Genomic DNA, 25504 nt, shown 5'->3' with positions numbered 1-25504 from the left:
TAGTCCCGGCAACACCTGCCGAGCACAGTTCCCGTTCCGCGGAAACAAAAAGCCCCTGGCTTTCCGCAGAAAGTCAGGGGCTTTGGTGGCTGGGATACCAGGACTCGAACCTAGAATGACGGTACCAGAAACCGTTGTGTTGCCAATTACACCATATCCCAATGTTGGAAACTGCTCTCCGGAGGAGCGCCGCACCGAGAGTTAACTTTACCCGCTCGTGGCCCCGAACACCAAACCGGCCCGCGGGAACGGGATCCCGGGCGCGCCATGCGGCCCGGGATCCCGCGGTTAGCTTCCGCTCCCCTGCTCGACGTACCCGTCGGCAGCACGCCGCGGCACAAAGACCACGGGGGCAGGCGCGTGCCGCACGATCTTTGCCGCGTGCGAGCCGAGGGAGATCCGTGCGAGCGCGCCCGCGCTACTCGAGCCGAGCAGCAGCACCTCTGCGGGACCCCACGGGATCGCGCGAAGCGCCGCACGCCAGTCCTTCCCAGCACCGACGACCAGCTCCACGGCGCTCGGCCGCGGGGCACGCCCGTCGATCTCGCGCTCAAGAGTCGCCGCACGTTCTCGAATGAGGGACTCCCACTCAGCGATCACCGCGTCTTCCGCAGCAAAGCCGATCGCGGCACCGAGGAGGCCCCGTGGGCGGGGGTGGAACGAGGCGATGCGAACGCTCGCCCCCGCTTCCGCGGCGACGGCCGCCGCTGCGAGCACGAGCTCCCCTGAGGTGTCGGATCCGTTGTACGCGGCGGTGATGCGCTCGAGGCGAGCCCCGGGCTCCGCCACATACCCGTGCGGGGCGATTGCGACCGGCAGCTCAGCGCTCTGGAGCAGTCCGATCCCGACAGATCCCAGCACGATGCCATCGTCAGCACCGTCACCCGGCTCGCCCGCCTCGCCGAGCACCAGGCGAACGGCTCGCGCGTCCTCGCACACTTCGAGGAGCCCACGGCGGGCGCTGGACGCAGAACGGATGACGCTGCGCACTTCGAGGTCGTCGAGCGCGCTCGCGCACTCCTCGCGCACTCCCGCAATCGCCTCGGCCGCGGCGGCTTCGAGGTAGCGCAGGTACTCTCCGTCCACACCGCCACCGCCCGGGGTCCAGCCCGCAGGGGTGACCTCGGCAAGCACGAGGGGCTGAGCATACGAGCGAGCGAGCAGCGCACCCAGGTGCACGGCGGCCACGGACGGGTGCCCCGGGGCGATTCCGACGACAACGGTCATCGCTCGCCCCGATCCCGATCGAGGGGTGCGTTCTCGAGATCGAAGTCCTCGTCCGCGAGCTCATCCGCACTGGAATCCGCGTAGCGGTACTTCCCGGGGCCGGTGAGCACGATCATGCCCGTGTCGATACGGTGGCCGAGCACTGAGTTCTTGCGGCCGGTGAAGTAGTACCAGACCAGCACGATGATCGTCCACGCCGCGAACACGAAGATCGTGATGGGGCGGAGATCCTTGATGATCCAGAGGCAGCCGATGATCGACAGGATCGGGATCACCGGGTAGAGCGGCACGCGGAACTTGCGCTCCAGGTCGGGCTCACGCCGGCGAAGCACCATCACGGCAATCGAGACCACGAGGAACGCGGCGAGCGTGCCGATCGAGGTCATCTCGGCGAGGAAGTTGATGGGCAGCACGCCCGCGAGGATCGCGACAATCACGGAGACAATGATCGTGTTCGCGATCGGGGTCATGGTGCGCGGGTTGACCTTCTGGAAGATCTTCGGCGCCATGCCGTCGCGGCTCATCGCAAAGAGAATACGGGTCTGGCCATACAGCACCACCAGGGTCACGCTGAAGATGGAGATCACGGCCCCTGCGGCCACCACGGTGCCCGGCCAGGTCGCCCCAACGATGTTCTCAAGGATGGCAGAGAGGCCCGCGCTCTGACCCGCGAAGTCGCCCGCGGCCTGGGCGCCAAGCGCGGTCACCGCGACGAGCACGTAAACGGCGGTGACGATAATGAGCGCGGTGATGAGCGCGATCGGCAGATTGCGGCGCGGGTTCTTTGCCTCATCGCCGGCGGTTGCGACTGCGTCAAGACCAACGAACGAGAAGAAGATAATGCCGGCGCCCGTCATAATTCCGGTGAAGCCGAAGGGTGCGAAGTTTGCGAAGTGGTCAGCGTTCCAGCCGGTGATACCCACGGCGACGAAGAAGAGCAGCACGGCGATCTTCGTGAGCACCATGAGCGTGTTTGCGATCACGGACTCGGATGTACCGCGGATCAGCAGGAGGCAGCAGAGCCCGATCAGGATCACTGCGGGCAGGTTAATGATGCCGCCTTCCTCGGGCGCATAGAGCAGTGCGTGCGGGAGCTCCCAGCCGAGCAGGTTCACGAAGAGCTGGTTCACGTACTGCGACCAGCCGACCGCGACGGCGGCGGTCGAGACGCCGTACTCGAGGAGCAGACAGGCGGCGACTCCCATTGCGGGCAGCTCGCCGAGCGTGCTGTAGGCGTAGGAGTACGAGGAGCCCGACACGGGCACGCTGCTCGCGAGCTCCGCGTAGCACAGCACCGACAGCCCGGCCACGAGGCCGGCGATCACGAACGACCAGAGCACTGCAGGGCCCGCAATCGGCACCGCCTCGGAGAGGATAAAGAAAATACCGGTTCCGATTGTGCCGCCCACGCCGATGAGCGTCAGCTGGAACAGACCGATGCTGCGCTTGAGCTCGCTGCCTTCCTCACCGCCATCTCGGGGAACGGGCTTCACTCGGAAGAGCTGCTGTCGCAGGGTGCTCGCCATGTCAGTCTTACTCCAGACTTCGTTGTCTCACGCGGCAGTGGCCGCGATCGGTCGTACCCGGCGCCAGGGTGCTGAGCGCCGGTGATCCAGTTGCTGGATCATGCGGGGAGCGGCGTGAGCGCGCCGCTCCCCACCGCACCCCGGAGCGGATCTTGTCCGTTCCGGGGCGCACGTGTGGGTGGGGCTACGGGTTCCGCACGACGCGGAACTGCGAAACATCGGGATCGACCGCCCCGCGCACGTAGCCCGTGGGAGATGCGGCCACCGCGTGCAAGAACTCGACCGCCGCTGCGGTGATCTCCTCGCCGGGCATCACGTTCGGGATTCCCGGCGGATACGCCGCGAGCGTGTCCGCGGAGACGCGGCCCACTGCTTCGGCAGCCGACACGAGTTCAGTGTCACCGAAGAAGCCCTCCCGCGGCGAGAGCCGACGGGTGCCCGGCGCGGGGAGCGCGGGGAATGCCTCAACGTTTGCCTGCTCGGCGCGCGCGGTGGTCGCCTCGGGTGACTCGACCACGGCGACAAGCGCGGCGTAAACCGCGTCGACGTCCGGCGTCTTCCCGGCACCGATCACCGCAACGATCGACGTGGCCGTGGACATCTCGAAGTAGAGCGCATGGTCGGCGATGAGGCGGTCACGCAGCCAGTGGCCGGAGAGTCCGGTGGCCGAGACGTCGATCGGCACTCGGAGCAGGTCGGTGTCCACGATGTCGGGGAACGCGTCGAAGTGATCACTCACCACGTCGAAGCGCTCGTCAGCGCGCAGCAGTTCGCGCAGTCGCTTCGCGGTGGCAACCGAACGGCCAATCGCCGCCTCGCCGCCCACGAGGGCGGCACGCGCGATATCCAGCGAAGCGCGCAGAATCGCACTGGTCGAGGTGGATGCTGTCATCGAGAGCGCACGCTCCACGAGCGGCTCGAGCTGCTCCGCGTAGGGGCCATGCCCCAGGTGCAGCATCGCAGACTGGGTGAGCGAGCCGGCAAGCTTGTGCGTGCTCGAGATCACGAGGTCGGCGCCGAGCCGGGCGGGCGACTCCGGCAGTTCGGGGTGGAAGCCGAAGTGCGGCCCCCACGCGCCGTCGACGATGAGCGGTGCGCCGTGGGCGTGCGCCACCTCAGAGAGGCCCCGCACATCAGAGACGGAACCAAAGTAGCTCGGCGAAATCACGTACACCGCCGCTGCCGGGCGACCGTCAGCCGCAGCCTCCGCGAGCGCGCGATCGAGCGCCTCGGGAGACACCCCGTGCGCCATACCGTTCGCGTCATCGACCGCGGGGAACACGTACGAAGGTGTGATGCCGGCGAGCAGCACACCGTCGCTGAAGCTCGAGTGTGCGCTGCGCTGAGCGAGCAGGTGCTCCCCCAGACCACGCGCCGCGAGCGCCGCCGTGCGATTCGCCTGCGAGGCACCGTTTGTGAGGAACCAGGTGCGCTTCGCTCCCCACGCATCGGCGGCAAGCGCGAGCGCTTCGTCGAGCGGCGAGTCGCTCTCAAGATCAAGCCCTTCAAGCAGCATGGGGACGTCGAGACGCAGCGCCCGCTCCCCCAGGAAGTCGGCAAGCCGCCCGCTGATCCCACGGTCGCTTCCGCCGTGCCCGGGCACCATCAGCTGCGTCGGATCGCGCTCGATGTAGCGCTCCAGCGCATCCGCAAACGGGGTGCGCTCGTGTCGGCGGAGACGGTCATCGCGAGCGGTGCTCGCCTGGTCGAGATCGGCGGTCTCGAGCGTCGCAACGCGCGCGTCGGACGTGGCATCTGCATGGAACATGAGTTCCATCCTGTCCGGGAAGGGCGCCCAAATGAATCCTCAGATCCCTCAGGACTCACATACGCCATATGTGGCAGAATTGACGTTTGTTTCGACGCACACTATATGGAGTAGGTGACAGGGTGATCGATCTTCGCCAGCTGCAGGCGCTGCGTGCGGTGCACGCAACGGGGTCGGTCACACAGGCGGCGCGCATACTCGCGTGGAGCCAACCCACCGTCGACTACCATCTCCGCAATCTCGATGCGCTCGTCGGGGCACCACTACTCGAACGCAGCTCACGCGGCAGCACGCTCACCCCAGTCGGGCACCTGGTACTGGATCGCGCACGCGAGATCCTCACGCTGAGCGAGCGCACGCTGCACGACGCCCGCGAGTTCACGCAGATGGGCCAGACGCGGCTCCGGTTTGGCACCTTCCCCACGGCCGCGGCCCGCCTCCTCCCCTCGATCGCCGCCCAGCTGAGCGATCTGAGCATCGAACTCGACGCCGTGCTCGAAGAGGTCTCCCCGCTCGTGCGCGACGTGAACCGCCGCGAACTCGATGCCGCGCTTCTGTACTCGGTGCCCGGCCACGACCTGCCGTTTCGACCTGACATCGCCACCGTCGAGGTGCTGCGCGATCCGCTGATGCTGGCGCTCCCCGTCGGGCACCCGCTGGCCGACCACTCCTCGATCAGCATGGAGACGCTGCTCACCCTCCGCACCGAGCGCTGGCTTCTCGGTGCAACCGAGGACGACCCCATGGACGCCGTGGTGGTCGACGCATTCGCCGCCGCTGGCTACACGCTTGAGGTTGCGATCCGCTCCGACGACTTCCAGGTCATGCTCGGCATGATCGCGGCGCGCATGGTCATCGGACTCGTCGCGCAACTCGCCGCCGGCCACAGCCACCCCGGCGTGATCCTGAAGCCCATCGAGGATCCAACGTTCGCGCGTTCGGTGCTGCTTGCGGCTCCGACCGAGCCGAGCACGGGCCGGCCGTCAGCCGCCGTGCGCCAGCTCGCGCTCGCAATCAAGCAGGCGGTTGCCGAGGCCGAGTAGCCTCGGCGCTACGCCGCGGTGGCAGGATCCCGATCAGGATCCTGCTCCGCGTCGACCGGCTCTGCGCCGCGGCCGTCGAGCGCATCGATGTACCGCAGCACGATCCCCTCACGGAGCGCCCACGGGGAGATGGTCAGTGTCGACACCTCAAACACCTTCATCGCGGTGCGAAGCACCACCGCGCCGGCCATGATCTGGTAGCCGCGCTCAGGGGTAATGCCGGGCAGATACTCCCGCACGTTCGAGGGCATATCCCGCAGCGTCGGCTCCCACTCGCGCAGACCCGTGTAGTGCAGCGGGGCGAGATCGCCCGTCTCGGGATCCGGCGGGCCACCGATGAGGCGCGCAAGTGAGCGAATGGTCTTCGAGGTTCCCACGACCCGCTTCGGCCTGGGGCGATCAAGAAAGAGTTCTTCGCGCACGCGCGTGAACTCGGCCCGGGCGTGCGATCGTAGCGCCGAGACCGCCTCACGCGTGGGCGGATCCTCGGGGAGATAGTTGATGGTCGTGCGGCCCGCTCCCAGCGGCAGGGACACCTGCACATCGGGGTACTCGTCGACGCCCTGGGCGATCTCGAAGGATCCGCCGCCGATGTCGAAGAGCAGGATCTCGCCGGCCGACCAGCCGAGCCAACGGCGCACCGCGAGCATGGTGATTCGTGCCTCGTCTTCGCCCGAGAGCACGTCGAGCACCACTCCGATCTCGCGCGTCACGCGGGCGAGCACGTCCTCACCGTTCGGCGCCTCGCGAATCGCGCTCGTCGCCGTGCAGATGAGGTCGTCGACCCCGATCTCGTGGGCGGTGCGCACCGACTCCGCGATTGCCGCGATGATGAGCTGCACACCCTCCTCGACAATCGCACCCTCGGCATCGAGATATCGCATCAGCCGCAGAATGGATCGTTGCGAGTGGTACGGGTTGGGGCTCGCGCCGGGGTGCGCATCGACCACCAGTAGGTGGACGGTGTTGGAACCGACGTCGATCACTCCGAGGCGCATATCCTCAGTCTAGAGCGCTCAGTATACGCCGCCCGCACCCGGGAGCTGGATCGCCCCCGTGGCAACGGACACGCCCGCCGAGCCCGCGGCGGAAGACGATTGGTGCCCCCAGCTCTCGAGGATCGCTGCGGTTCCCGACACTCCGAAGCGGGTGGCGCCGGCGGCCGCAAGCTCGCGCACCGCTGCCGCCGTGCGGATTCCTCCCGATGCCTTCACGCCGAGCCGACCCCCCACGGTCTCTGCCATGATCTGCACGGCGTGCACGCTCGCTCCTCCCGCCGGGTCGAAGCCGGTGGAGGTCTTCACAAAATCGGCTCTGGCGGCTTCCGCGGCGCGGCAGGCAGCGACGATCTGCGCATCGCTCAGCGCGGCGGTCTCGAGGATCACCTTGAGCACGACGCCGGGCACCGCGTCGCGCACCGCCTGGATCTCGGCCTGCACGCCGCCCCAGTCGCCGGCACGCGCAAGGCCACGGTTCATCACCATATCGATCTCGGCGGCACCGTCCGCAACCGCCTGCGCGGCCTCGGCGGCCTTCACCTCGGCGGTGTGGACGCCGCTCGGAAAGCCCACAACCGTGACGATCTGCACGGCGCTACTGCGGAGCGGAGCTGCGGCATCCTCCACCAGCGTGGGGCTGATGCACACGCGCCCGACCCCAAGCCTGCGCGCGTCGAGCAGGAACTGCTCAAGCTCGGCCGGTGTGGTGCCCGGCGCGAGGAGTGTGTGGTCTGCGTTCGCGAGGAACGTCTCAGTGGTGAAATCTGCGGCGGTGGTCATGCGGTCTCCGTCCCTGGGGTGAGGGGGCCAGGTGCCGGCCCCGGCGCGGGCGCAATCGCCTCGCGCTTCGTCTTCGCCCAGCTGTTTCGTCCGATCAGCTGTCGCAAGAGTGCACGATACACGACCGGGTAGATCAGCCACGAGTAGAAGAGATAGAGGTGCGCGAGCAGCAGGTTCATGAGAAACGGTACGAGCCCGGGCCGGCGCCGGGTAAAGAAGACGCCCGCGATGCCCGGCCCCGCCGAGAACACGTAGAAGAGCACGATGATGAAGATCGACCAGTGCGGCCGGTACAGCCCGAAGGCGAGGAAAATCACGCTCAGCACCACCGACAGGCCCACGATGGCCTGCACGATCGGCGTCAGGAGGTACCAGAGCTGGTCAACCTTCGCGACGAACCCGAGGTGCGGGTTGCGCATGCTCGGCCAGATTCGATCCAGCACCTGCCACGCGCCCTGAGACCAGCGCGTCCGCTGTCGATACAGCGCACGCAGCGAGTGCAGACCTTGCTGATTGATGGTCACCACGGTCGACTGCGCGCCGCGCCACCCGGCGTGGATGAGCCGCAGCCCGATGTCCTGGTCCTCGGTCAGCCGCCCGGCGAGCCACGGCCCGCGGTTCCCAGCAGTGTCCTCCTCGGCGACGCTATCGAGCGCGGCGAGGCGGTTGAACTGCCCGTTCCCGCCCATATTTGCGGTGCCCCAGGCGACACGACCGAGTTGGAACACGCTGCCAAACACACCGAACTCGAGGTCTTGCGCCCAGGTGATAAACCCGTGCCGGTTATAGATGCGTACCTGCGACTGCACGCCACCCACGAGGGGGTCCGCGAAGTGGGCTGCGACGCGCCAAGCCTCCGGGTCGAGCCGTCCGTCAGCGTCAACAATGGTCACGATAACCCGAGCCGGGTCCCAGCCTGCGTACACGCCGGAGCCCAGAATTCGTGCGTGAAGATAGCGCCACGCGTCATTCAACGCCTCGGACTTTCCTTGACGCGCGTTCGGAGGCACCCGCGTGAGCACGGTGAGCTCGGGCGCTGCAAGCCCGGCGAGAATTTCCCCCGTCTTGTCGCTCGAGCCGTCATTGATGACGAGGATCCGTTTGTGGGTCACCTCGACCTCGAGCAGCCGGCTCACCGAGTCGGTGATCGTGATCTCCTCGTTGAGCGCAGGAACCATGAACACCCACAGGAAATCGTCCTCTCCGGACTTCTCCCGCGGCTGCCGATCAACGTCGCGCAGCTCGCGGCGGATCAGCGCTGCTCGAATAATGAGCACGATGAGTGAGACGAAGCTGCCCAGGATGCCCACGAGAGCGGCCCAGAATATCGGGATCGCCCAGATCGGCAGCCCGTCGTAGAGGTGGATGAGGAAGTACAGGATCTCCCCGATACTGGGCACGGTGAATGCGGGATGCAGCGCCACCGCGGTGTCACCCGCGAGTCCGGCCGTCATTCCGCCCCGCCCGCGGCCACGACCGCTGCGGGCGCGTGGGGAAGCATGGCTGCTGGGTCGGCGGCAGTGTCAAGGGTGCGGGCAAGCTCCACCGCGGAGACCGCAACGGAGGCGCCCGAACTCGCGACCGCGAGCTCGGGGGTCACCGAGGCGTGGCGAGGCTGCACCCCCGAGCTGAGTGGGGCGCCTCCCTCATCGCCGTCGCGATCGAGTCCGAGCCGCCGCAGCACGGCATCGCGTAGCCCGTTCCCGGAGAGTTCGTGCGGTGGCTCCCCCGCGCGCAAAATGTGTTCGAGGGCCTGCACGATGCGCTCGGATGCGTGACCATCGCCGTACGGATTCGGCTTTGCCGCGCGACGAGCGTGCTCCAGGTCATCTTCGAGCAGCACGGCCGCCTCAGCAATGATTCGATTGGGATCGGTTCCCACGAGTGTCAGCGTGCCAGCGTCAACGCCTTCACCTCGCTCAGTCGTGTCCCGAGCCACAAGCACGGGGGTGCCGAGCGCGGGTGCCTCCTCCTGCACACCGCCGGAGTCGGTGATGATGAGCCGGGCGGCGCCCATGAGGTGAGCAAACGCGAGGTAATCGCGGGGCTCGACAAGCAGCGCGTTCTCGCGGTCACTGAGCGCATCGAGCAGCGGGCCACGGGCAACTGGGTTCGGGTGCATAGGCACGACGAAACGGGCGTTCGGGTACCGCTCGCTGAGTTCACGGATCGCCGCGGCAATCCGCTGCAGGCCAGCGCCCCAGTTCTCGCGCCGGTGGGCAGTGACGAGCACGATGGGGTGCGCGGGATCCGGCTCCAGGCCTTCAAGCCCCGGGCCGAAGCCGCTCGCCTCCGCCGCAGCCCAGCGCAGCATATCGATTGACGTGTTTCCCGTCACGATGACGCGATCGTAGTCGACGCCCTCCCGCACCAGGTTCATCTTGTTGGCGGTCGTCGGTGCGAGGTGCAGCGCCGCGATCCGCGAGATCAGCTGCCGGTTTCCCTCTTCGGGGAACGGGGAGAGCAGGTCCGAGGTTCGCAGGCCCGCCTCGACATGCACCACTGGGATTTGGAGGTTGAACGACGCAAGCGCCGCGGCGGCGGCGGAACTCGTGTCCCCGTGCACGAGGCACGCAACCGCGCCACTCACCTCTCGACGTCCGTCTGCTTGGAACTCGGAGGGCACTGCCTGGCCGCTCCAAATCCGGTCGATTCCCACCATGATGCGCGCGAACATCTCGTTCAGGGTGGGGCGCACGCCGTCCCGGGGCTCCGACACCCGGAGGTTCGCGTCGATCCGCAGCCCGGAACGGAGAATCAGGTCCTCAACCAGCTCCATGTGCTGCCCCGTCGCGATCACAACTGGGCGAAACGTCCCTGAGTCTTGCAGCGCCCGAATCACCGGGATCATCTTGATGGCCTCGGGCCTCGTGCCAATGACCACCAGCACACGGGTGCGCTCTGCGTACGGAATATGCATGGTGTCTCCCTCGCGGTCCCCGGCAGCACCACACTGCCCCGCGGCGGCCGCGAATTCGGCCGTCCATCTGCGCTGTATTCTAGGGATCCACGGGTGCGGCGCGCCAGACTCGGCGCGCCGCGCGGCTAGTCCTGGAACGGGCCCACGCGCTGCACGCGCACCGCGGGCTCGCCGTCCGCTTCAGATTCCGCGAGGTCGATGATCCCCTCGATTGCCCAGTCACGATCGCCCGACGGGTCAAGCAGCACCTGCCGGAAGCGCCACTCGCCAGCTGCCGCCGTGCTCTTGTCGATCTCGAGCAGGGCGGCATTTCGCGCGTCAGCATCCGTGCGAATCTCGTCGTACTCCGTGAAGTAGCCCGCGAGCGCATCGCGCCAGCGCTGCTCACCAAAACCGTGGGCGCCGTCAAGCTCGGCGAGCTCGGCGTAGCGTTCGAAGGCCGCGGCCTGCACCCGCCGGAAGAGCGCGTTGCGCAGCATCACCGCGAACGCGCGCTCGTTCGCAAGCACCGAGCGCGCGGGCGGGGCGAGGTCAACGGTCGCGGACTGCGCCGCGGCATGCGCTTCAGGATCGGGGTGCGCAAGCTCCTCCCACTCGTCCACAAGGCTCGAGTCAACCTGGCGCACCAACTCACCGAGCCAGTCGATGAGTTCCTCGAGCTCGGGGCTCTTCGCCTGCTCCGGCACGGTGCGCTCGATCGCGCGGTATGCGTCGCTCAAGTAGCGAAGCACCCCGCCCTCGGCGCGGCCGAGCTGGTAGAAGGACACGAGATCGCGGAACCCGAAGGCGCGCTCCACCATGTCGCGCACGATCGACTTCGGGCGCAGCTCGTAGTCACGCGCCCAAGGCACCTCTTTCACGTAGGCCTCGTACGCCTCGTCGAGCAGTTCCTTCAACGGCTGCGGGTGGGTGATCTCCTCGAGCAGTTCCATCCGCTCCTCGTACTCGATCCCCTCGGCCTTCATCGCTGCGACTGCTTCCCCACGTGCGCGGTGCTCCTGCGCCCGCACGATCGCGCGCGGGTCCTCAAGCGTTGCCTCGATGATCGAGATCACGTCGAGCGGATAGCTCACTGACTCGGGATCCAGCAGTTCGATTGCTGCAAGCGCGAACGGTGAGAGCGGCTGGTTGAGCGCAAAGTTTGCCTGGAGTTCAACGGTGAGGCGCAGCAGTCGCTGCCCCTGTGCGTCCTCGTGGACCTCCACGATGCCGCCGTTCCGCAGCGTGCGGAAAATCTCGAGCGCGGTGCGCGCGTGTGCGAACTGCCGTGCCCGCGGCTCGTGGCTGTCGAAAATGAGCATCTGCATCGTGTTGAGGGCCTCGCCCTCCCACTCCTCGCCGCGGCCAATGACGCCCAGCACCATCGAGTGAGTGACTCGCATGCGGCTGACAAGCGGCTCGGGTTCGGACGCAACGAGCTTGTCGAGTGTCTGCTCGCTCCACGCGACGAAGCCCTGCGGCGGTGCCTTCTTCTTCGCGGGCTTCGCCTTTTTTCCGCCCTTTCCGTCAGCTGCCTTCGCCGCCGCCTTCGCCGCCGCCTTCGCGTTCTCGATCTCGTGCTCCGGCGCAAGCGCGATGACATCGCCCTCGGTGTCGTAGCCCGCACGGCCCGCGCGGCCGGCAATCTGGTGGAACTCTCGCGCCGAGAGCCGGCGCATCTTTTCACCGTCGAACTTCGTGAGCGCCGTAATGACGACGGTGCGGATCGGCACATTGATGCCGACGCCGAGCGTATCCGTTCCGCAAATCACCCGGAGGAGTCCACGCTGCGCGAGCTGCTCGACGAGTCGGCGGTAGCGCGGCAGCATCCCGGCGTGGTGCACGCCGATCCCCGAACGCACGAGTCGCGAGAGCGTGCCGCCGAAACCAGTCGAGAACCGGAAATCACCAATCGCCGCTGCGATCTCGTCGCGGCCGGCGCGATCGACGATCTTGATGGACGCGAGCGCCTGGGCCTGCTCAACGGCGTGCGATTGGTTGAAGTGGACGAGGTACGCCGGCACTTCACGGTCAGCGATGAGCTGCTCCACGACCTCGTGCGCGGGGGCGACCTCGTAACTGAAACTCAGCGGCACCGGGCGCTCAACCCCCGTGACGAGCGCGGTGTCGCGCCCCGTCGCGTCGCTGAGATCTGCCGCGAGCTCGGTGACGTCGCCGAGCGTTGCCGACATCAGCAAGAACTGCGCGTCGTGCATCAGCAGGAGCGGCACCTGCCACGCCCACCCGCGATCCGGGTCCGCGTAGTAGTGGAACTCGTCCATGATCACCTGAGTGATGCCGCCGGTCTCGGGGTTATCGACGTTTTTGTCGCGAATTGCGAGGTTCGCGAGAATCTCCGCCGTGCAGCAGAGGATCGGGGCGTCCGGGTTAATCGAGCTGTCTCCCGTGACCATCCCCACGCGCTCCGCACCAAAGATCCCCACGAGGTCAAAGAACTTCTCGCTCACGAGCGCCTTGATCGGGGCGGTGTAGACGGTACGCCGGCCCTCCGCGAGCGCAATGAAGTGCGCTCCAATCGCCACGAGCGACTTTCCGGTTCCAGTCGGCGTCGCAAGGATCACGTTGCTGCCAAGCGTGATGCCGAGGATCGCCTCCTCCTGTGCTGGGTAGAGACGCAGGCCCCGCTCGGTCTCGGCCCACGATTCAAACGCGGCGAATGCCTCATCCGCGCCGCCCGCGCGGGCGGCGTCGAGGGCCTGATCGAGGCTCATGCGTCGGTGTTCTCCTTCGTGGTGTCTGCGCCGTCGTTCGCACGTGCGGCGCCAAGCTCGGCGAACTTCGCCTGCATCGTCGGGTTGCCCCGAGTCAGCTTCTTCACCGTGACTCCCTGTGCCTTGTCGTTTGCGAGGCGCAGATTGTTCTCCGATTTGAGCAGCTGCTCCCGCACCTTCTCCATCTCGCGAATCGACGTGTCGATGCGCTTGATCGCCTCCGCAAACTGCGCGGAAGCGAGCTCGTAGTTCCGCCCGAATGCACTCTTAAACGTGTCAAGCTCACTCTCGAACTCCGTGATGTCGATGTTCTGCGACTTCACGTGCTCAAGTTCGGTCTTGTACTGCAGCGCCCCCAGTGCGGCGTTGCGCAGCAGGGTGATGAGCGGCAGGAAGAACTGCGGGCGCACGACGTACATTTTCGGGTAGCGGTGCGACACATCAACAATACCGCTGTTGTAGAGCTCACTTTCGGGCTCAAGGAGCGACACGAGCACCGCGTACTCGCAGCCCTTCTCTCGCCGATCCTTATCGAGCTCCTTCAGGAAGTCCTCGTTCTTCTTCTTTGTCGCGGTCTCGTCCGCCTCGTTCTTCATCTCGAACATGATCGAGACCACCTCGATGCCGGCCGCATCGAAGTCACGGAAGATGTAGTCGCCCTTGCTTCCGCTCCGCGCATCGTTATCTTTCTCGAAATACGCGTGCGGGAACGCCGTGGCACGAATCTGATTGAACGTGTTCTCGCAGTGCAGCTCGAGAGTCTCACCGATCATCTTCGTCGACAGGCGCGCTTTCATATCCCGAATACGCACGATCTCGTTGTCGCGGTCCTTGAGCTGGGTCTCGTAGCGCTCAGTGAGCGCGCGCTCAGCGAGCTGCTTCTCGAGCTGCGCCTGCTGTAGGCTGCTCCGTGCTTCGTCGCGCTCTTTCTCAATGCGGCCCACGGCTTCCGTCACCGCGAGCTTTCTCGCCGTCGCCTCGCCAGCCAGCTGCGCGCGGAGCTCAGCGAGCTCGCGCTCCTGCGGCGCAACGGCCTCGCGCAGCGCGGCCTCGTGCCGCTCGCGCGTCAGGGTTTCGGCGGCGGCCCACTCCCGCTTCGCCTCCGCAAGCTCTGCGGCGAGCGCGTCGCGATCCTTCTCGACCTGCCCGAGCGCCTCCGCGACAGCGAGCCGCTGTGCGGTCTCTCCTTCGGCAAGTTGCGCCTGAAGCCGTTGGATCTCCGTATCTTTCGCGGCTTCAGCCTGCTGGAGTTTGCTGGCTGAGGTGACGCGAGCGAGCTCGAGGGCTGCGTCTTTCTCCTGCTCGGCGAGCTGGAGTCGCTCGTGCAGTTGCGCCTCAAACTCGCTGTCGCGCACCTGCTTCACGATGTCGGCATAGCCTGCCTCGTCGACGGTGAACGACTTCCCGCAGTGCGGGCACTTGATCTCGCGCATCAGCGCCTCCTGCGGGATTCGCGGTCTGTACCTTCCTGCTCCACCCTGGCACAGGCCGCCGACATTCGACCCGCGCCGGGCCGCCGGTACACTGACCGGCATGGCCGATCCCCTGCTGTTCCGTCCGTTCCGTCTCCGCAACCTTGAGGTGCGCAATCGCCTGTGGGTGTCGCCCATGTGCCAATACTCGGTGCCGGCGGCCGATGGGGTTCCCACGGATTGGCATCTGCAGCACTACGGCGCGCTGGCTCGGGGTGGGGCGGGGCTCGTGATGGTAGAGGCAACCGCTGTGGTCGCAGAAGGGCGGATCTCGCCGCGCGACCTCGGGCTGTGGAGCGACGCGCAGGTACCGGCGTTCGCGCGGATTGCTGAGCTGGCGCACGCACACGGTGCTCGCATTGGGGTGCAGCTCGGGCATGCGGGCCGCAAGGCGTCGACGCACCCGTGGCTGCCGGACGCCGCCACGGGGTCCGTCGATGTGGCGGCAGGCGGCTGGGAGACCGTCGGTGCCTCCCCCATCCCGTTTGGAGATCTCGCGACACCGCGCGAACTCACGCGCGATGAGATTCCCGGCGTCACTGCGGCGTTTGTTGCTGCGGCCGGTCGAGCCGTCGCCGCTGGCTTCGACGCGATCGAGGTTCACGCTGCGCACGGCTATCTGCTTCACTCATTCCTCTCACCGTTCTCCAACCACCGGGATGACGCGTACGGTGGCGATCTCGCCGGTCGCGCACGGCTATTGCGCGAGACCGTGCGTGCGCTTCGCGCTGCGCACCCGGAGCTCCCGATTGTGGTTCGAGTGTCGGCCACCGAGTGGGTGCCCGGCGGGTTCTCCCTCGAGGAGTGCGGCATCGTTGCCGGGTGGCTTGCCGAGGACGGAGCGGACCTCGTCGATGCGTCCTCGGGCGCGAATCTGCCGGATGCCCGGATCCCCATTGGCCCCTCATATCAGGTGCCGCTCGCAGCTGAGTTGCGTGGTGGCCCGCTCGCCGTCGGCACGGTCGGCATGATCACGGAGTCTGCGCAGGCCGAGGCGATTCTCGTCACGGAGCAGGCCGACATCGTCTCCATCGGCCGCCCGCTGCTCGCCGACCCGCACCTGCCGCTGCGCTGGGCCCGCGAACTCCGCGCCCCGTCTGCCGAGTCGCTCACGCCTGGGCCTTATCACCGCGCGCGGTTCTAGGGCTCGGTTCTCGGGCTCGGTTCTCGGGCTCGGTCCTCGGGGTTGTTCCTCGAGCACGGACGCGGCGGACGCGCGGATCGCGCAGCAGTGCCTGTCGGTGGCGGGGTCTATTCTGACTCCATGACAGAGATCCTCAGCCGCGACGATCTGCTTCGTGTGCGCATGCGCGCTTTGGGTTTGGCAGCTGGCACCAGTGCTGACGACGGCAACGGCGACGGGGCCGCACGGATCGCGGCGACCGCTCGCCGTATGCTCGCGGTGCAGGGGCAGGACTGGCGGGCGTCGCGGTGGGCCCTCGGCGTGCGCACGCCGGGAACGACCGTGAGTGATGTGCACGCGGCGTTCGAAAGCGGACTCCTCGTGCGGTCATGGCCGATGCGCGGCACGATCCACGTTGTGGCGGCCGAAGACATCACCTGGCTGCAGCGCGCTACGAACCATCGGGTGCTCGCAGGTGCTCCGCGGCGGCGCGCATTCCTTGGTCTGAGCGACGCCACCCTTGATCAGCTCGTCGACATTTCGCTTATTGCGCTGGCGGGCGGGCGGGCGCTGAGCCGCGACGAACTTGCCAGCGTGTGGACGGACGCGGGGATCGAGTGGCAGAGCGGGTGGCGGTACCACGTGATCTGGTGGTTGTGCCAGAACGGACTCGCGACGTTTGGCCCGCTCCGCAATGCGAGCGAGCCGCTGCTCGTACGCGCCGATGAGTGGGTGACGTCCCCGCGCTCGCTTGAGGGCGACGAAGCGCTCGCGGAACTGGCCGCGCGCTATATTGCCGCACGTGGGCCCGTCAGTGCGAAGGACCTCGCGTGGTGGACCGGTCTCACGATCCGCGAGGCCCGGCACGCACTCCGGCTCGCGGCGGCGCAGGGCACGGCCGACGCGGTGCGCCTCGCGAGCGCGGACGGACCAGAGCTGTGGCTCGCCCCGGCGCAGCTCGGCGCGCTGCTCCCCGCAGCGAGTTCGAGTTCCGCTGAGGACCTGGCGTGGCAACTCCTCCCCGCATTCGACGAGCATCTCCTGGGCTACACGGAGCGCGACGCGCAGCTCGATCCCGCGCACTTTGCGCACATCGTGCCAGGCCGCAACGGGATGTTCCTCGCAACTGTGACGGAGAACGGCCGCACACGCGCTACCTGGCGACGCGGTGCTCGAGCGCGCAGCGGCATCGAGGTCACACCGCTCCCCGGCGAGACCGTCACCGCGGAGGCCCTCGCGCCTCGTGTCGAAGAGTGGAGCGCATTCCACGAGACCGACACGCTGCCGCTCACGATCATGGCGGCAGCACCAATGCCGCCCCAGCCAACACCCGGAGCATGAGAGTGTAGACCCATGGAAGTTGCCCTCGTCGCGGTCCTCGCAGTCGTCATTTTGGTCGGCATGTCTATCCTGGGTGGCCGGATCGGCGTGGCTGCTCCCCTGCTCCTCGTCGTCGTCGGCATCGGCATCGGCTACCTCCCCTTCGTGCCGCTCGTTGAAGTGGACCCCGAGCTCATCCTGCTCGGTGTGCTCCCGCCGCTCCTCTACGCGGCCGCGGTGAACGTGCCGCTCGTTGACTTCCGACGGAACCTGCGCCCCGTCGTCGGATTGTCTGTCCTGCTGGTGCTTATCACTGCGGTGGTGATCGGCGCGGTGCTGCACTTCGCGGTCCCGCAGATCCCGCTCCCCGTCGCCATCGCGCTCGGCGCGGTGATCAGCCCCACTGACGCCGTCGCCGCGACGTCGATTGGCAAGCGCCTCGGCATGCCTGACCGGGTGGTCGCCATCCTCGAGGGCGAAAGCCTCGTCAACGACGCAACCTCGCTCGTGCTCCTCAAGACCGCGGTCGCGGCGGTTGCCGGCAGCTTTGTGTTCTGGGAAGCAGCGGGCTCGTTCGCGTTCTCTGTCACCACCGCGATCGTCGTCGGCGGGCTCATGGGTGTGCTCACGGTGTGGCTCCGCTCCAAGCTTCGCAACCCGGTGTATGACACGCTCGTCTCGTTCACGGTTCCGTTCGTCGCGTTCATTCCGGCCGAGGCCATGCACGCGTCGGGTGTGCTCGCGGTGGTGATCACGGGGCTCTACACGGGGCACCATGCCTCACGCCGCTTCAGCGCGACCGCACGCATGAATGAGCGGCTCAACTGGCGCACCCTCCAGTTCGCGCTCGAGAACGGCGTGTTCTTGCTCATGGGATTGCAGCTCCACGCGCTGGTCGAGCACGTCGGAGACAGCCCGATCCGCCTCGAGCACGTCGCACTCATCGCGCTCGCGCTCGTCAGCGTGCTGATCGGGTGTCGGGCGCTCTTCATGCTGCCGCTGCTGCTCTCCATGCGCGGCACCGCGCGGCGGTACGAGCAGCGCAGCAATGGATTCACGCGATTGGCGCGCCGCGCTCGCGCGACGGACGATCCGAATTCGCGGCGCGTGCAGCGGGTCGAGTTGCTTGCGGAACGCTCGCGTGCCGACCTTGAGCACGAGCGCGCGCAGCCGCTCGGGTGGCGCGACGGTGCGGCGCTCTCCTGGAGCGGCATGCGTGGCGTGGTCACGCTCGCGGCTGCCCAGTCCATCCCGGTGGGCATTCCCTACCGAGCGCAGGTCATCCTGATCGCGTTCGCGGTCGCCGTCATCACGCTGCTCCTGCACGGGCTCTCGCTCCCGCTCGTCATTCGGAAGCTGTGGCCGAATGGCTCCGGGGCCGGGGCGAGCAAGGCTGAACTCGTGTCCCTCAAGGGCGATCTCGTTGAGGCTGCAAACGCCGCAATCGACGACGCGCTCGCGAGCGACGACCCGGAACACCCGATGGTGCCCGAGGAAGTCGTGCAGCGTGCACGGGCAAGCGCGAAGATCAGCCTGACGCCCATCACACTCACCCGGGGCGGTACGGGCGGCATTATTCTGCCCAGCGAAGAGACCCCGGCCCGGGCGTACATGCGGCTGAGCCGAGTGGGGCTCGAGGCGCAGCGCGCGGCCCTTCTCGAAGAGCGAGCCATCGGGCGGTACAGCTCACACGCGCTGCACGCGGCGGAGCTCGCGCTCGACGCGCACGAGACCCGCCTGACGCCGCCCGGCACCCACTAGCGAGAGGATCGCCAGAGTTCCCGGATCAGGGGTCCAGCAAAGTCAGCGAATTTCCACGCCCGCGGCAGCGAGCTCGCGCAGGGCCGCCGCTGAGCTCTCGGGAGCGACCCCAGCAATGAATTCCGAGCGCACGCGCACGCGCAGCCCCTGCGCCACAGCGTCGAGCGCGGAGGCACGAACGCAGTAGTCGGTCGCAATACCCACGACGTCAAGTTCGTCAATGCCGCGCTCACGCAGCACCTCCGCAAGGCCACGCCCGTCGAGCGTGGTGCCCTCGAACGCGGAGTATGCGGGCGTCCCCGCGCCCTTCCGCACGTGAACGTCGATGTGACCGAGGTCGAGCGCCGGGTGGTACTCAGCCCCGGGCGTGCCCTGCACACAGTGCGGCGGCCAGGTGGACGCAAAGTCTGGTGCCGAGCCCGGCGCCGCGAAGTGCCCACCGTTGCTTGAGTCCGCCTCGTGCCAGTCTCGCGATGCGGCGACGAGAGCGAACCGCTCGGGATCGCGCGCCAGAAGCTCGGAGATGCCCGCTGCGACGGCGTTTCCGCCGGTGACACCGAGCGCACCGCCCTCCGTGAAGTCGTTCTGCACATCAACGATCAAGAGCCCACGGGCCATGGCCCCTCCAACCTCGCGAGTCAACAAGCAACGCTCTCAGCCTACGTGTCGAGCGACGAAATGGAAGCTAGCTCGCGCGGACTGGGTTCTGGTGATGGCTGAACACGATGCTCGTGCGCGTCGAGGAGACCGCCGGGTCCGCGGACAGGTGCTCGGTAACGAAGTCGCGCACGTGATCGGAATCACGCGCGGCGAGATGGATGATGAAGTCCTCAACTCCGCCCAGGAAGAAGAGCTGCATCACCTCGGGCAACCCACGGAGCTCGTCGCTCAGCTCCGTAATGCGCTGCCGGGCTCCCGAGCGCACGGTCACGCTGATGAGCACTTCGAGCCCCAGCCCCATCGCTCGGGGATCAACCGTCGCGGTAAACCCAGTGATGATGCGGCGAGACACGAGGCTGCGCACGCGGGCGATGCAGGTCGAAGCCGCCACGCCGACGCGTTCCGCAAGCTCCGCATTCGTCATCCGACCATTGGACTGCAATTCATCGACGATCTTGCGGTCAATCTCGTCCAATTCCAGCTCTGGGCGCAGATTCTTCGACCCCTCAGACATTGCTCACCGCTCTCACTCGCAGAAATCTCACCGTCACGACGAATTCCGAAGAGAATTCACCTTTTCTCTACTGATTACGAATATACTGCACAATTAGTAGGTTCCACCGCATCGTACGACGTGCTGCCATGTCGAAGCTGGGGCGGAACTCCACTTCCATCACACCCGCTGATTTCTTTGGAGCATGTCATGCGCGTCGGTATTCCCACCGAGATCAAGAACAATGAGAACCGCGTCGCCATCACGCAGGCTGGCGTCTTCGAGCTGACCCGTCGTGGCCACGAGGTGCTCGTGCAGGCCGGCGCTGGCGTCGGCTCGGCCATCACCGATGCAGAGTACGCTGCTGCCGGTGCCAAGATCGTCGAGGGCGCGGACCAGGTTTGGGCCGAGTCGGACATGATCCTCAAGGTCAAGGAGCCCATCGCTTCTGAGTACGACAAGATGCGCAAGGGACAGGTGCTCTTCACCTACCTGCACCTCGCAGCTGACCGCACCCTCACCGATGCAGTCCTGAACTCCGGCACCACCGCCATCGCGTACGAGACCGTGCAGCTCGCAAACCGCGCTCTTCCGCTGCTCGCCCCGATGTCCGAGGTTGCTGGCCGCCTGTCCGTGCAGGTTGGCGCATACTCGCTGATGAAGGCCGCTGGCGGCCGCGGCGTCCTCCTCGGCGGCGTCACCGCGACCCGTCGCGGCAAGGTTGTCGTCATCGGCGGCGGCGCTGCCGGCGAGCAGGCTGCGCGTATCGCGTACGGCATGGGCGCTGAGGTGACCGTGATCGACATCGCGATCCCCCGCCTGAAGCAGCTTGAGGACGAGTTCAACGGTCGCATCCAGACCCGCACCTCGAACGCTCACAACATCACCGAGGCGCTGAAGGACGCCGATCTCGTGATCGGCTCCGTGCTGATCCCCGGCGAGAAGGCACCGAAGCTCGTCACCGACGAGATGGTCGCTCAGATGAAGCCGGGCTCGGTGCTCGTCGACATCGCGATCGACCAGGGTGGCTGCTTCGAGAACTCGCGCCCCACCACGCACGACGATCCCACCTTCGCAGTGCACAACTCGATCTACTACTGCGTGGCGAACATGCCGGGCGCGGTCCCCGAGACCTCGACCGCTGCGCTCACCAACGCCACCCTCCCCTACGTCGTCGCACTCGCCGACAAGGGCTGGGTCAAGGCACTGAACGATGACGCTGCGCTGGCCAAGGGCCTCAACGCGCACGACGGCGTGGTCACCTTCAAGGGTGTCGCCGACGCGTTCGACGGCCTCGCGTTCTCGACCGTTGAGGACGTGCTCGCAGCCAACGCGTAAGCACAGGGCGTACTCTGGATCCTATGGATCTGAAGTTCACTTTCGGAGGGGCGTCACCGGATCAGCATGATCACGGTGGCGCCCCTTCGGGCGTCTCCCCCCTCCCACTGTCCGCAAAGCCCGTATCGCTCGGCCCGACGAGCACCGTGCTCGATGTGGTGCTCCGACGCGCCGACGGCGAGCTCGTTGCAGAAGCGCTTTCCGGTGACGCCGTCACCTACGGCCGCGCGCCCGTCGCTGATGCCGACGCGAACGATGCGCCCGCATTCGCGAAGGCGCTGCGGTCCGCAATCTCGCGCGTGATCGCCGAGCTCGACAGCCCGCTCTCCGATTCCGTGACTGCGCTCGTGTTCGATCTCGGCGCGGACAACGACGCAGCGCTCGCCGCGCTCGGTCTCGACGCAGCGACGCCCGTCGTCGACGCTGCGCTCCAGCGCCGCTCTGGCCTCGCGATGGGCACACCCGTGCGACTCGGCGCCTAAGCAGACGCTCCCCGCACCAAACGAGAGGCACGCCCCCTAGCATGGGGTCGTGTCTCTCAGTCTGCGGAAGCTGCTTCTCAACCCCTCACTGCACCTGCGCCTCATCGTTGGCGGCGCAGAGGGGACCCCCGACGATGAAGCGCTCGACCGCGACTTTGAGTGGCTGCACGCCACCGACATGATCGACCCCACGCCCTTCCTGGGTCCCGCCGAAGTGATCCTCTCGCTCGGCTGGCAGTTTCCCGTCACGGAGGCTGCGGATCCCGCGGTGCCGGAAGTGCGCGTCGCCCCCGCACGCCTCTCACGCATGTACGACGACTACGCGGCACTCGTCGCCGCTCACGGCGTCATCGGCATTGGTTTCGGCAGCGACGTGCTGCATCGCGGGGTGCCGCAACCGCTCATCCAGGCGTGCCGGAAGCACGGACTCATCCTGTTCGAGGTGCCCTACGAGATCTCGTTCATGGATCTCCTCCAGGAAGCCGCGCGCGTACTGAAGCGCGACCAGACCGAGCGCTACGGCCGCTCGCTCCGCGCGCAGAAAGCAATCGCGAACGCGGCGACGCGCAGGGACGGACTGAACGCAACGCTGCGCGAAACCGCGCGGCAGCTCGGCTGCGGCGTCGCGCTCTACGACCCGCTCGGTCACGCGGTCACCGTGATCGATTCCCCCGAGGGCCGACGCGTGAGCGAGGCACAACTCACCGCGGCCGTGCAGGAGACCCTCACGAGCGGGCAGCGCTTCCGCTCCGTGCAGGTGACCCCCGAGGTCGAGGCGGTGCTGCAGCTTCTCGGGGAGCCCGGCGACCCGAGCGGTATGCTCGTGCTGACGCTCAGCCAGGCCTTCGACGACGTGTCCCGCAATGTGCTCTCGAGTGTGCTTGCCCTCGTGAGCGTCTCACTCGAACAGAACCAGGCACTCGAGGGGCTTCACGGCACCCTGCGCGAGGCGCTGCTGCAGCTCCTGCTCTCCGGCAACGTGGGCGTCACCTCGCACATTGTCGAGAGCGTTTGGCGGCCGCTCCCCCGACTGCCGCTGGTCACACTCGTTGGGGTCCCCCACCACTTCGATGCCGCGCGCGTGCTGCCCGCGCTCGAGACGCTGCAGGCTCAGGAGGAGCTGCGCATCTTCTTCGCGCGCTACCGGAGCGACGTGGCCATCCTCGTCAGCGAAGCGGAGGCGGATCGCGTCATCGCGCACCTCGGCGGCTTCGCGCTCACGCTCGGGAGGTCTCGCTGCGAACGGTGGGAGGGGCTCGAACTTGCGCTCGAGGAAGCGAAGAAGGCCGCAGAGTTTGGGCTGCGCCGAGACTCCTCTGAGGTCACTGCGTTCCCCGACATTTGGCGGGCCGGGGTGTCCGACCTCATCGACTCCTCAGACGCCGCCCACGTCGCGCGACGCCTCCTCGGGCCGCTCACGGAGCACGACGCCGCGAACGATACGGAGCTGCTCCGCACGCTCAGCGTGTGGCTGCGGCACCACGGGCGCCCGCTCCCGGCATCGCGCGAGCTGGGGGTCCATCGCCACACCCTGGCGCACCGACTCCAGCTCGTCTCGCAGCTCACAGGCGCGGACCTCGAGGATTTCCAGCTCCGCGCGGAGTTCGCGCTCGCGCTGCGCTATTTCCAGACGGAACAAACAGTCGAGTAGCACCACGCGCACTCGACACTTTGTAAACAACCACACCCACGAAAGCTTCGACGCTCGGTCGATCCCGATCTGATTTTTCACCAAGCTGGTGAATGCACCGACGCTCTGCACCGCCCATGCTGGTGAGTGGCCCGTTCGAGGCCCGACACGCAAAGGAGCGATGTATGACGAAACTCAAGAGGAGCCTCGGCTTCGGCGCCGCATACGCGGCGTCCACCGGGCTCGTGGTCTCCGGCACCGCCATGGTGTCGCTCGGCAACGGATTTGGCACGGGCGGCCTCGCCTTCGCGATCCCGGCGTTCATCGGCCTCATCATCATCACGATGGTCGCCATCTCGTACGGCGAGCTCGCGTCAATGCTTCCGGGCGGCGGCATGGTCGGCGAGTACACGCTCCCCGCGCTCGGCCGTCTTCCCGCGATCCTTGCGGTGCTCGGTGGATACCTCGTGCTCGTCTCCGCCGACGGCGGCACGCAGCTCATGGTTGCGGGCGATTCCTTCGAAGGCCTTACTGGCTTCCCCGCGCCGGCTTTCTCCTTCATTCTGCTCGGGATCCTTCTCACGCTGAACATCTCCGGCGTCGACATCTTCGCCCGCGTGCAGATCCCCGTCGTGTTCGGCATGATGGGCATCCTCGCGGTCATGGGGCTCGCCGGCGTGTTCGGCTTCACCTCGCAGACCCCCGTCGACAACCCCGTACTCAACACCGATTGGGGCACGCTCGCGTCGATGGGCGCCGTGGCGATCTGGCTCTACATCGGCATGGAGTTCGTTGCGCCGCTCGCGGAAGAGGTGCGCAAGCCGTGGAAGACGATTCCCGCTGCCATGATCATCGGCGTCACCACGATCTTCCTCGTCGATGTGCTCTTCGGCTGGGGCGCGACGCGATTCGCTGACCTTGCGGAGATGGCGAGCTCCTCGATCCCGCATGTGGTGGGCGCCACCGCAATCTTCGGCGCCACCGGCGGACTCATCATGACGGTCGTGACGATTCTTGCCTCGTTCTCGACGGGCAACTCGTACCTCGCCGCAATTCCGCGCATGCTCTATGGCCTCGCGAACGAGGGCCTGCTGCCGAAGTGGCTTGCGAAGGTCAGCCGCCGCACCCGTGTGCCCTGGGCCGGCATGATCGTCACTGCAGCGTGCATGGCTTCCGTGCTGCTGTACTCGACCTTCGCGCAGGGCGGCATCGAGCTGATCCTCAATCTGATTAGCATTGCGTGCACCACCTGGTTGTTCAGCTACATCATCGCGCAGGTCGACGTGATGGTGCTGCGCCGCAAGTACCCGAACGCGCGCCGTCCGTTCAAGACGCCCTTCTACCCGGTGCCCCAGGTGCTCGGCATCGCATCGTGCGTCTACCTCATCGTGTTTATCGTTCCCGAGATGTCGCAGCGCATTGTGATCTGGTCGAGCGCCGCCGTCATCCTCGGCGCCATCGCGCTCTTCGCGGTGATCTGGCTGAAGCGCAACCGGCTGCCGCTGTTCACCCCGACGGACCTCACGCACACGCAGAACAACATCGTGGTGCGCTCGGAGAGCCTCGAGGACGATGAGGTCGCGCGATGAGCAGCCGCGAACCGCACTTCGGGCCCGCTGTGCCCGGATTGGGATCGGGGCCGGCCGCACCCTCCGGCCGCCCGCGTCGCAGGCGCCGCCACCCGCTCGCGGGCGCTGGGCCGATCGTTGATCGCGCACGTGCCGCGCTCGTTCGAACCGCGGCCGAGTTCGGCGAGGTCGTGCGGAAGGATCAGACGAGCGTCACCGTGCGCACTGGAGACGGGATCGAAGTGACCCTCAGCTACGACGGGGGAAACTTCATCTTCTCCCGCGTGTACAACCTGACGCTCACGGCGTCGCTGCCCGCCGCGTCCGACGTGCCCACCGGGCTCGTGCTCTCGCATCGCGAGCGGAGCGGCCCCCGTTTCGTGCGCGGCGCGGACCGCGGCGCCGCACGGGCGACGAAGGACCCGCAGCTGGCCGCGCTGAACACGAACGTGTCCGCGCGACTGCGCGCGGTCGATCTCCTCTCAGGGACGGTCGCTGGCCCTCGCAGTGCGCGGCGCCTCACACTCACCCCCATGGGTGGTTCGTATGTGTGGGTACTCATTCCCCCGGTGTTCAAAGCCACCGCATTCCCCGCAGGCGAGCCCGAACGACTCCTCGACATCATTCGGGAGCTACGCTCCTGGTCGCCCGTCTCCGCCTAGTCTCTCTCGAAAGGACCAATCC

Annotated in this window: 20 protein-coding genes and 1 tRNA gene; 9 read left to right on the top strand and 12 right to left on the bottom strand. The window is 67.1% G+C overall.

Features of this window, described 5'->3' with window-relative positions; genetic code table 11:
• Positions 1-86: 86 nt before the first annotated feature.
• The 4 genes from ACR81A_RS06170 to ACR81A_RS06155 all read right to left on the bottom strand — a co-directional run bounded on the left by ACR81A_RS06170 (position 87) and on the right by ACR81A_RS06155 (position 4521).
• Positions 87-161 (bottom strand) — tRNA-Gln (locus ACR81A_RS06170).
• A gap of 127 nt (positions 162-288) precedes the next feature.
• Positions 289-1227 carry a universal stress protein gene (locus ACR81A_RS06165; protein ID WP_440313020.1) on the bottom strand — a complete coding sequence of 313 codons (939 nt, stop codon included), beginning with the start codon at positions 1225-1227 and terminating at the stop codon, positions 289-291.
• Positions 1224-2753, bottom strand: coding sequence for an amino acid permease (locus tag ACR81A_RS06160; RefSeq protein WP_440313019.1), 1530 nt, complete (start codon positions 2751-2753; stop codon positions 1224-1226). The genes ACR81A_RS06165 and ACR81A_RS06160 overlap by 4 nt, the downstream gene beginning before the upstream one ends.
• A 184-nt stretch (positions 2754-2937) precedes the next feature.
• On the bottom strand, positions 2938-4521 hold the full coding sequence (locus ACR81A_RS06155) for an aminotransferase class I/II-fold pyridoxal phosphate-dependent enzyme (RefSeq protein ID WP_202382099.1): 1584 nt from the start codon (positions 4519-4521) through the stop codon (positions 2938-2940).
• A gap of 122 nt (positions 4522-4643) precedes the next feature.
• Between ACR81A_RS06155 and ACR81A_RS06150 the strand changes: the two genes are divergently transcribed.
• Positions 4644-5564: a LysR substrate-binding domain-containing protein gene (locus ACR81A_RS06150; RefSeq protein WP_202382098.1), complete on the top strand. Its 921-nt coding sequence runs from the start codon at positions 4644-4646 to the stop codon at positions 5562-5564.
• Positions 5565-5572: 8 nt separating this feature from the next.
• On the opposite strand, the gene ACR81A_RS06145 is transcribed toward ACR81A_RS06150, so the two are convergent.
• From ACR81A_RS06145 to ACR81A_RS06120, 6 genes are all read right to left on the bottom strand, one after another.
• Positions 5573-6562, bottom strand: a complete 990-nt coding sequence (locus ACR81A_RS06145) for a Ppx/GppA phosphatase family protein (RefSeq protein ID WP_440313018.1) — start codon at positions 6560-6562, stop codon at positions 5573-5575.
• Positions 6563-6580: 18 nt separating this feature from the next.
• A complete protein-coding gene (gene deoC, locus ACR81A_RS06140) occupies positions 6581-7342 on the bottom strand; it encodes a deoxyribose-phosphate aldolase (protein ID WP_440313017.1) in 762 nt (253 codons plus the stop codon).
• Entirely contained in the window at positions 7339-8796 is a 1458-nt protein-coding gene (locus tag ACR81A_RS06135; protein WP_440313016.1) for a glycosyltransferase family 2 protein, read from the bottom strand. The genes deoC and ACR81A_RS06135 overlap by 4 nt, the downstream gene beginning before the upstream one ends.
• On the bottom strand, positions 8793-10262 hold the full coding sequence (gene wecB, locus ACR81A_RS06130; protein WP_440313015.1) for a non-hydrolyzing UDP-N-acetylglucosamine 2-epimerase: 1470 nt from the start codon (positions 10260-10262) through the stop codon (positions 8793-8795). Before wecB ends, ACR81A_RS06135 begins: the two co-directional genes overlap by 4 nt.
• Before the next feature lie 125 nt (positions 10263-10387).
• Positions 10388-12973: a DEAD/DEAH box helicase gene (locus ACR81A_RS06125; protein ID WP_202382093.1), complete on the bottom strand. Its 2586-nt coding sequence runs from the start codon at positions 12971-12973 to the stop codon at positions 10388-10390.
• Positions 12970-14406, bottom strand: coding sequence for a DUF2130 domain-containing protein (locus tag ACR81A_RS06120; RefSeq protein ID WP_202382092.1), 1437 nt, complete (start codon positions 14404-14406; stop codon positions 12970-12972). The genes ACR81A_RS06125 and ACR81A_RS06120 overlap by 4 nt, the downstream gene beginning before the upstream one ends.
• 100 nt (positions 14407-14506) lie before the next feature.
• Here ACR81A_RS06120 and ACR81A_RS06115 point away from each other — a divergent pair, with 100 nt between their 5' ends.
• From ACR81A_RS06115 to ACR81A_RS06105, 3 genes are all read left to right on the top strand, one after another.
• Positions 14507-15589: an NADH:flavin oxidoreductase/NADH oxidase gene (locus ACR81A_RS06115; protein ID WP_440313014.1), complete on the top strand. Its 1083-nt coding sequence runs from the start codon at positions 14507-14509 to the stop codon at positions 15587-15589.
• A 120-nt stretch (positions 15590-15709) separates the two neighbouring features.
• Positions 15710-16909: a winged helix DNA-binding domain-containing protein gene (locus tag ACR81A_RS06110; RefSeq protein WP_440313013.1), complete on the top strand. Its 1200-nt coding sequence runs from the start codon at positions 15710-15712 to the stop codon at positions 16907-16909.
• 12 nt (positions 16910-16921) lie between these two features.
• Positions 16922-18649 (top strand): cation:proton antiporter, encoded by a 1728-nt coding sequence (locus ACR81A_RS06105; protein ID WP_202382089.1) that lies wholly within the window; start codon positions 16922-16924, stop codon positions 18647-18649.
• A gap of 42 nt (positions 18650-18691) precedes the next feature.
• Here ACR81A_RS06105 and ACR81A_RS06100 read toward each other — a convergent pair whose 3' ends face one another.
• Entirely contained in the window at positions 18692-19267 is a 576-nt protein-coding gene (locus ACR81A_RS06100) for an isochorismatase family protein (RefSeq protein ID WP_202382088.1), read from the bottom strand.
• Positions 19268-19334: 67 nt separating this feature from the next.
• Entirely contained in the window at positions 19335-19823 is a 489-nt protein-coding gene (locus ACR81A_RS06095; protein ID WP_202382087.1) for an Lrp/AsnC family transcriptional regulator, read from the bottom strand.
• A gap of 189 nt (positions 19824-20012) precedes the next feature.
• On the opposite strand from ACR81A_RS06095, the gene ald reads away from it, so the two are divergent.
• From ald to ACR81A_RS06070, 5 genes are all read left to right on the top strand, one after another.
• Positions 20013-21140 (top strand): alanine dehydrogenase, encoded by a 1128-nt coding sequence (gene ald / locus ACR81A_RS06090; RefSeq protein ID WP_202382086.1) that lies wholly within the window; start codon positions 20013-20015, stop codon positions 21138-21140.
• A 23-nt stretch (positions 21141-21163) separates the two neighbouring features.
• A complete protein-coding gene (locus ACR81A_RS06085; RefSeq protein WP_202382085.1) occupies positions 21164-21622 on the top strand; it encodes a hypothetical protein in 459 nt (152 codons plus the stop codon).
• A gap of 49 nt (positions 21623-21671) precedes the next feature.
• On the top strand, positions 21672-23273 hold the full coding sequence (locus tag ACR81A_RS06080; RefSeq protein ID WP_440313012.1) for a helix-turn-helix domain-containing protein: 1602 nt from the start codon (positions 21672-21674) through the stop codon (positions 23271-23273).
• Between the two features lie 164 nt (positions 23274-23437).
• Positions 23438-24841 (top strand): APC family permease, encoded by a 1404-nt coding sequence (locus ACR81A_RS06075; RefSeq protein WP_440313011.1) that lies wholly within the window; start codon positions 23438-23440, stop codon positions 24839-24841.
• The gene (locus tag ACR81A_RS06070; RefSeq protein ID WP_440313010.1) at positions 24838-25482 is read left to right on the top strand and encodes a hypothetical protein; all 645 of its coding nucleotides are present in this window, start codon (positions 24838-24840) and stop codon (positions 25480-25482) included. Before ACR81A_RS06075 ends, ACR81A_RS06070 begins: the two co-directional genes overlap by 4 nt.
• Positions 25483-25504 lie beyond the last annotated feature (22 nt).

Origin of the sequence: Leucobacter chromiireducens (assembly GCF_051993095.1) — a bacterium.
GTDB classification, from domain to species: domain Bacteria; phylum Actinomycetota; class Actinomycetes; order Actinomycetales; family Microbacteriaceae; genus Leucobacter; species Leucobacter chromiireducens.
The sequence above is the reverse complement of the archived record's forward strand: the minus strand, read 5'-3'. Positions and strand labels throughout refer to the sequence as shown.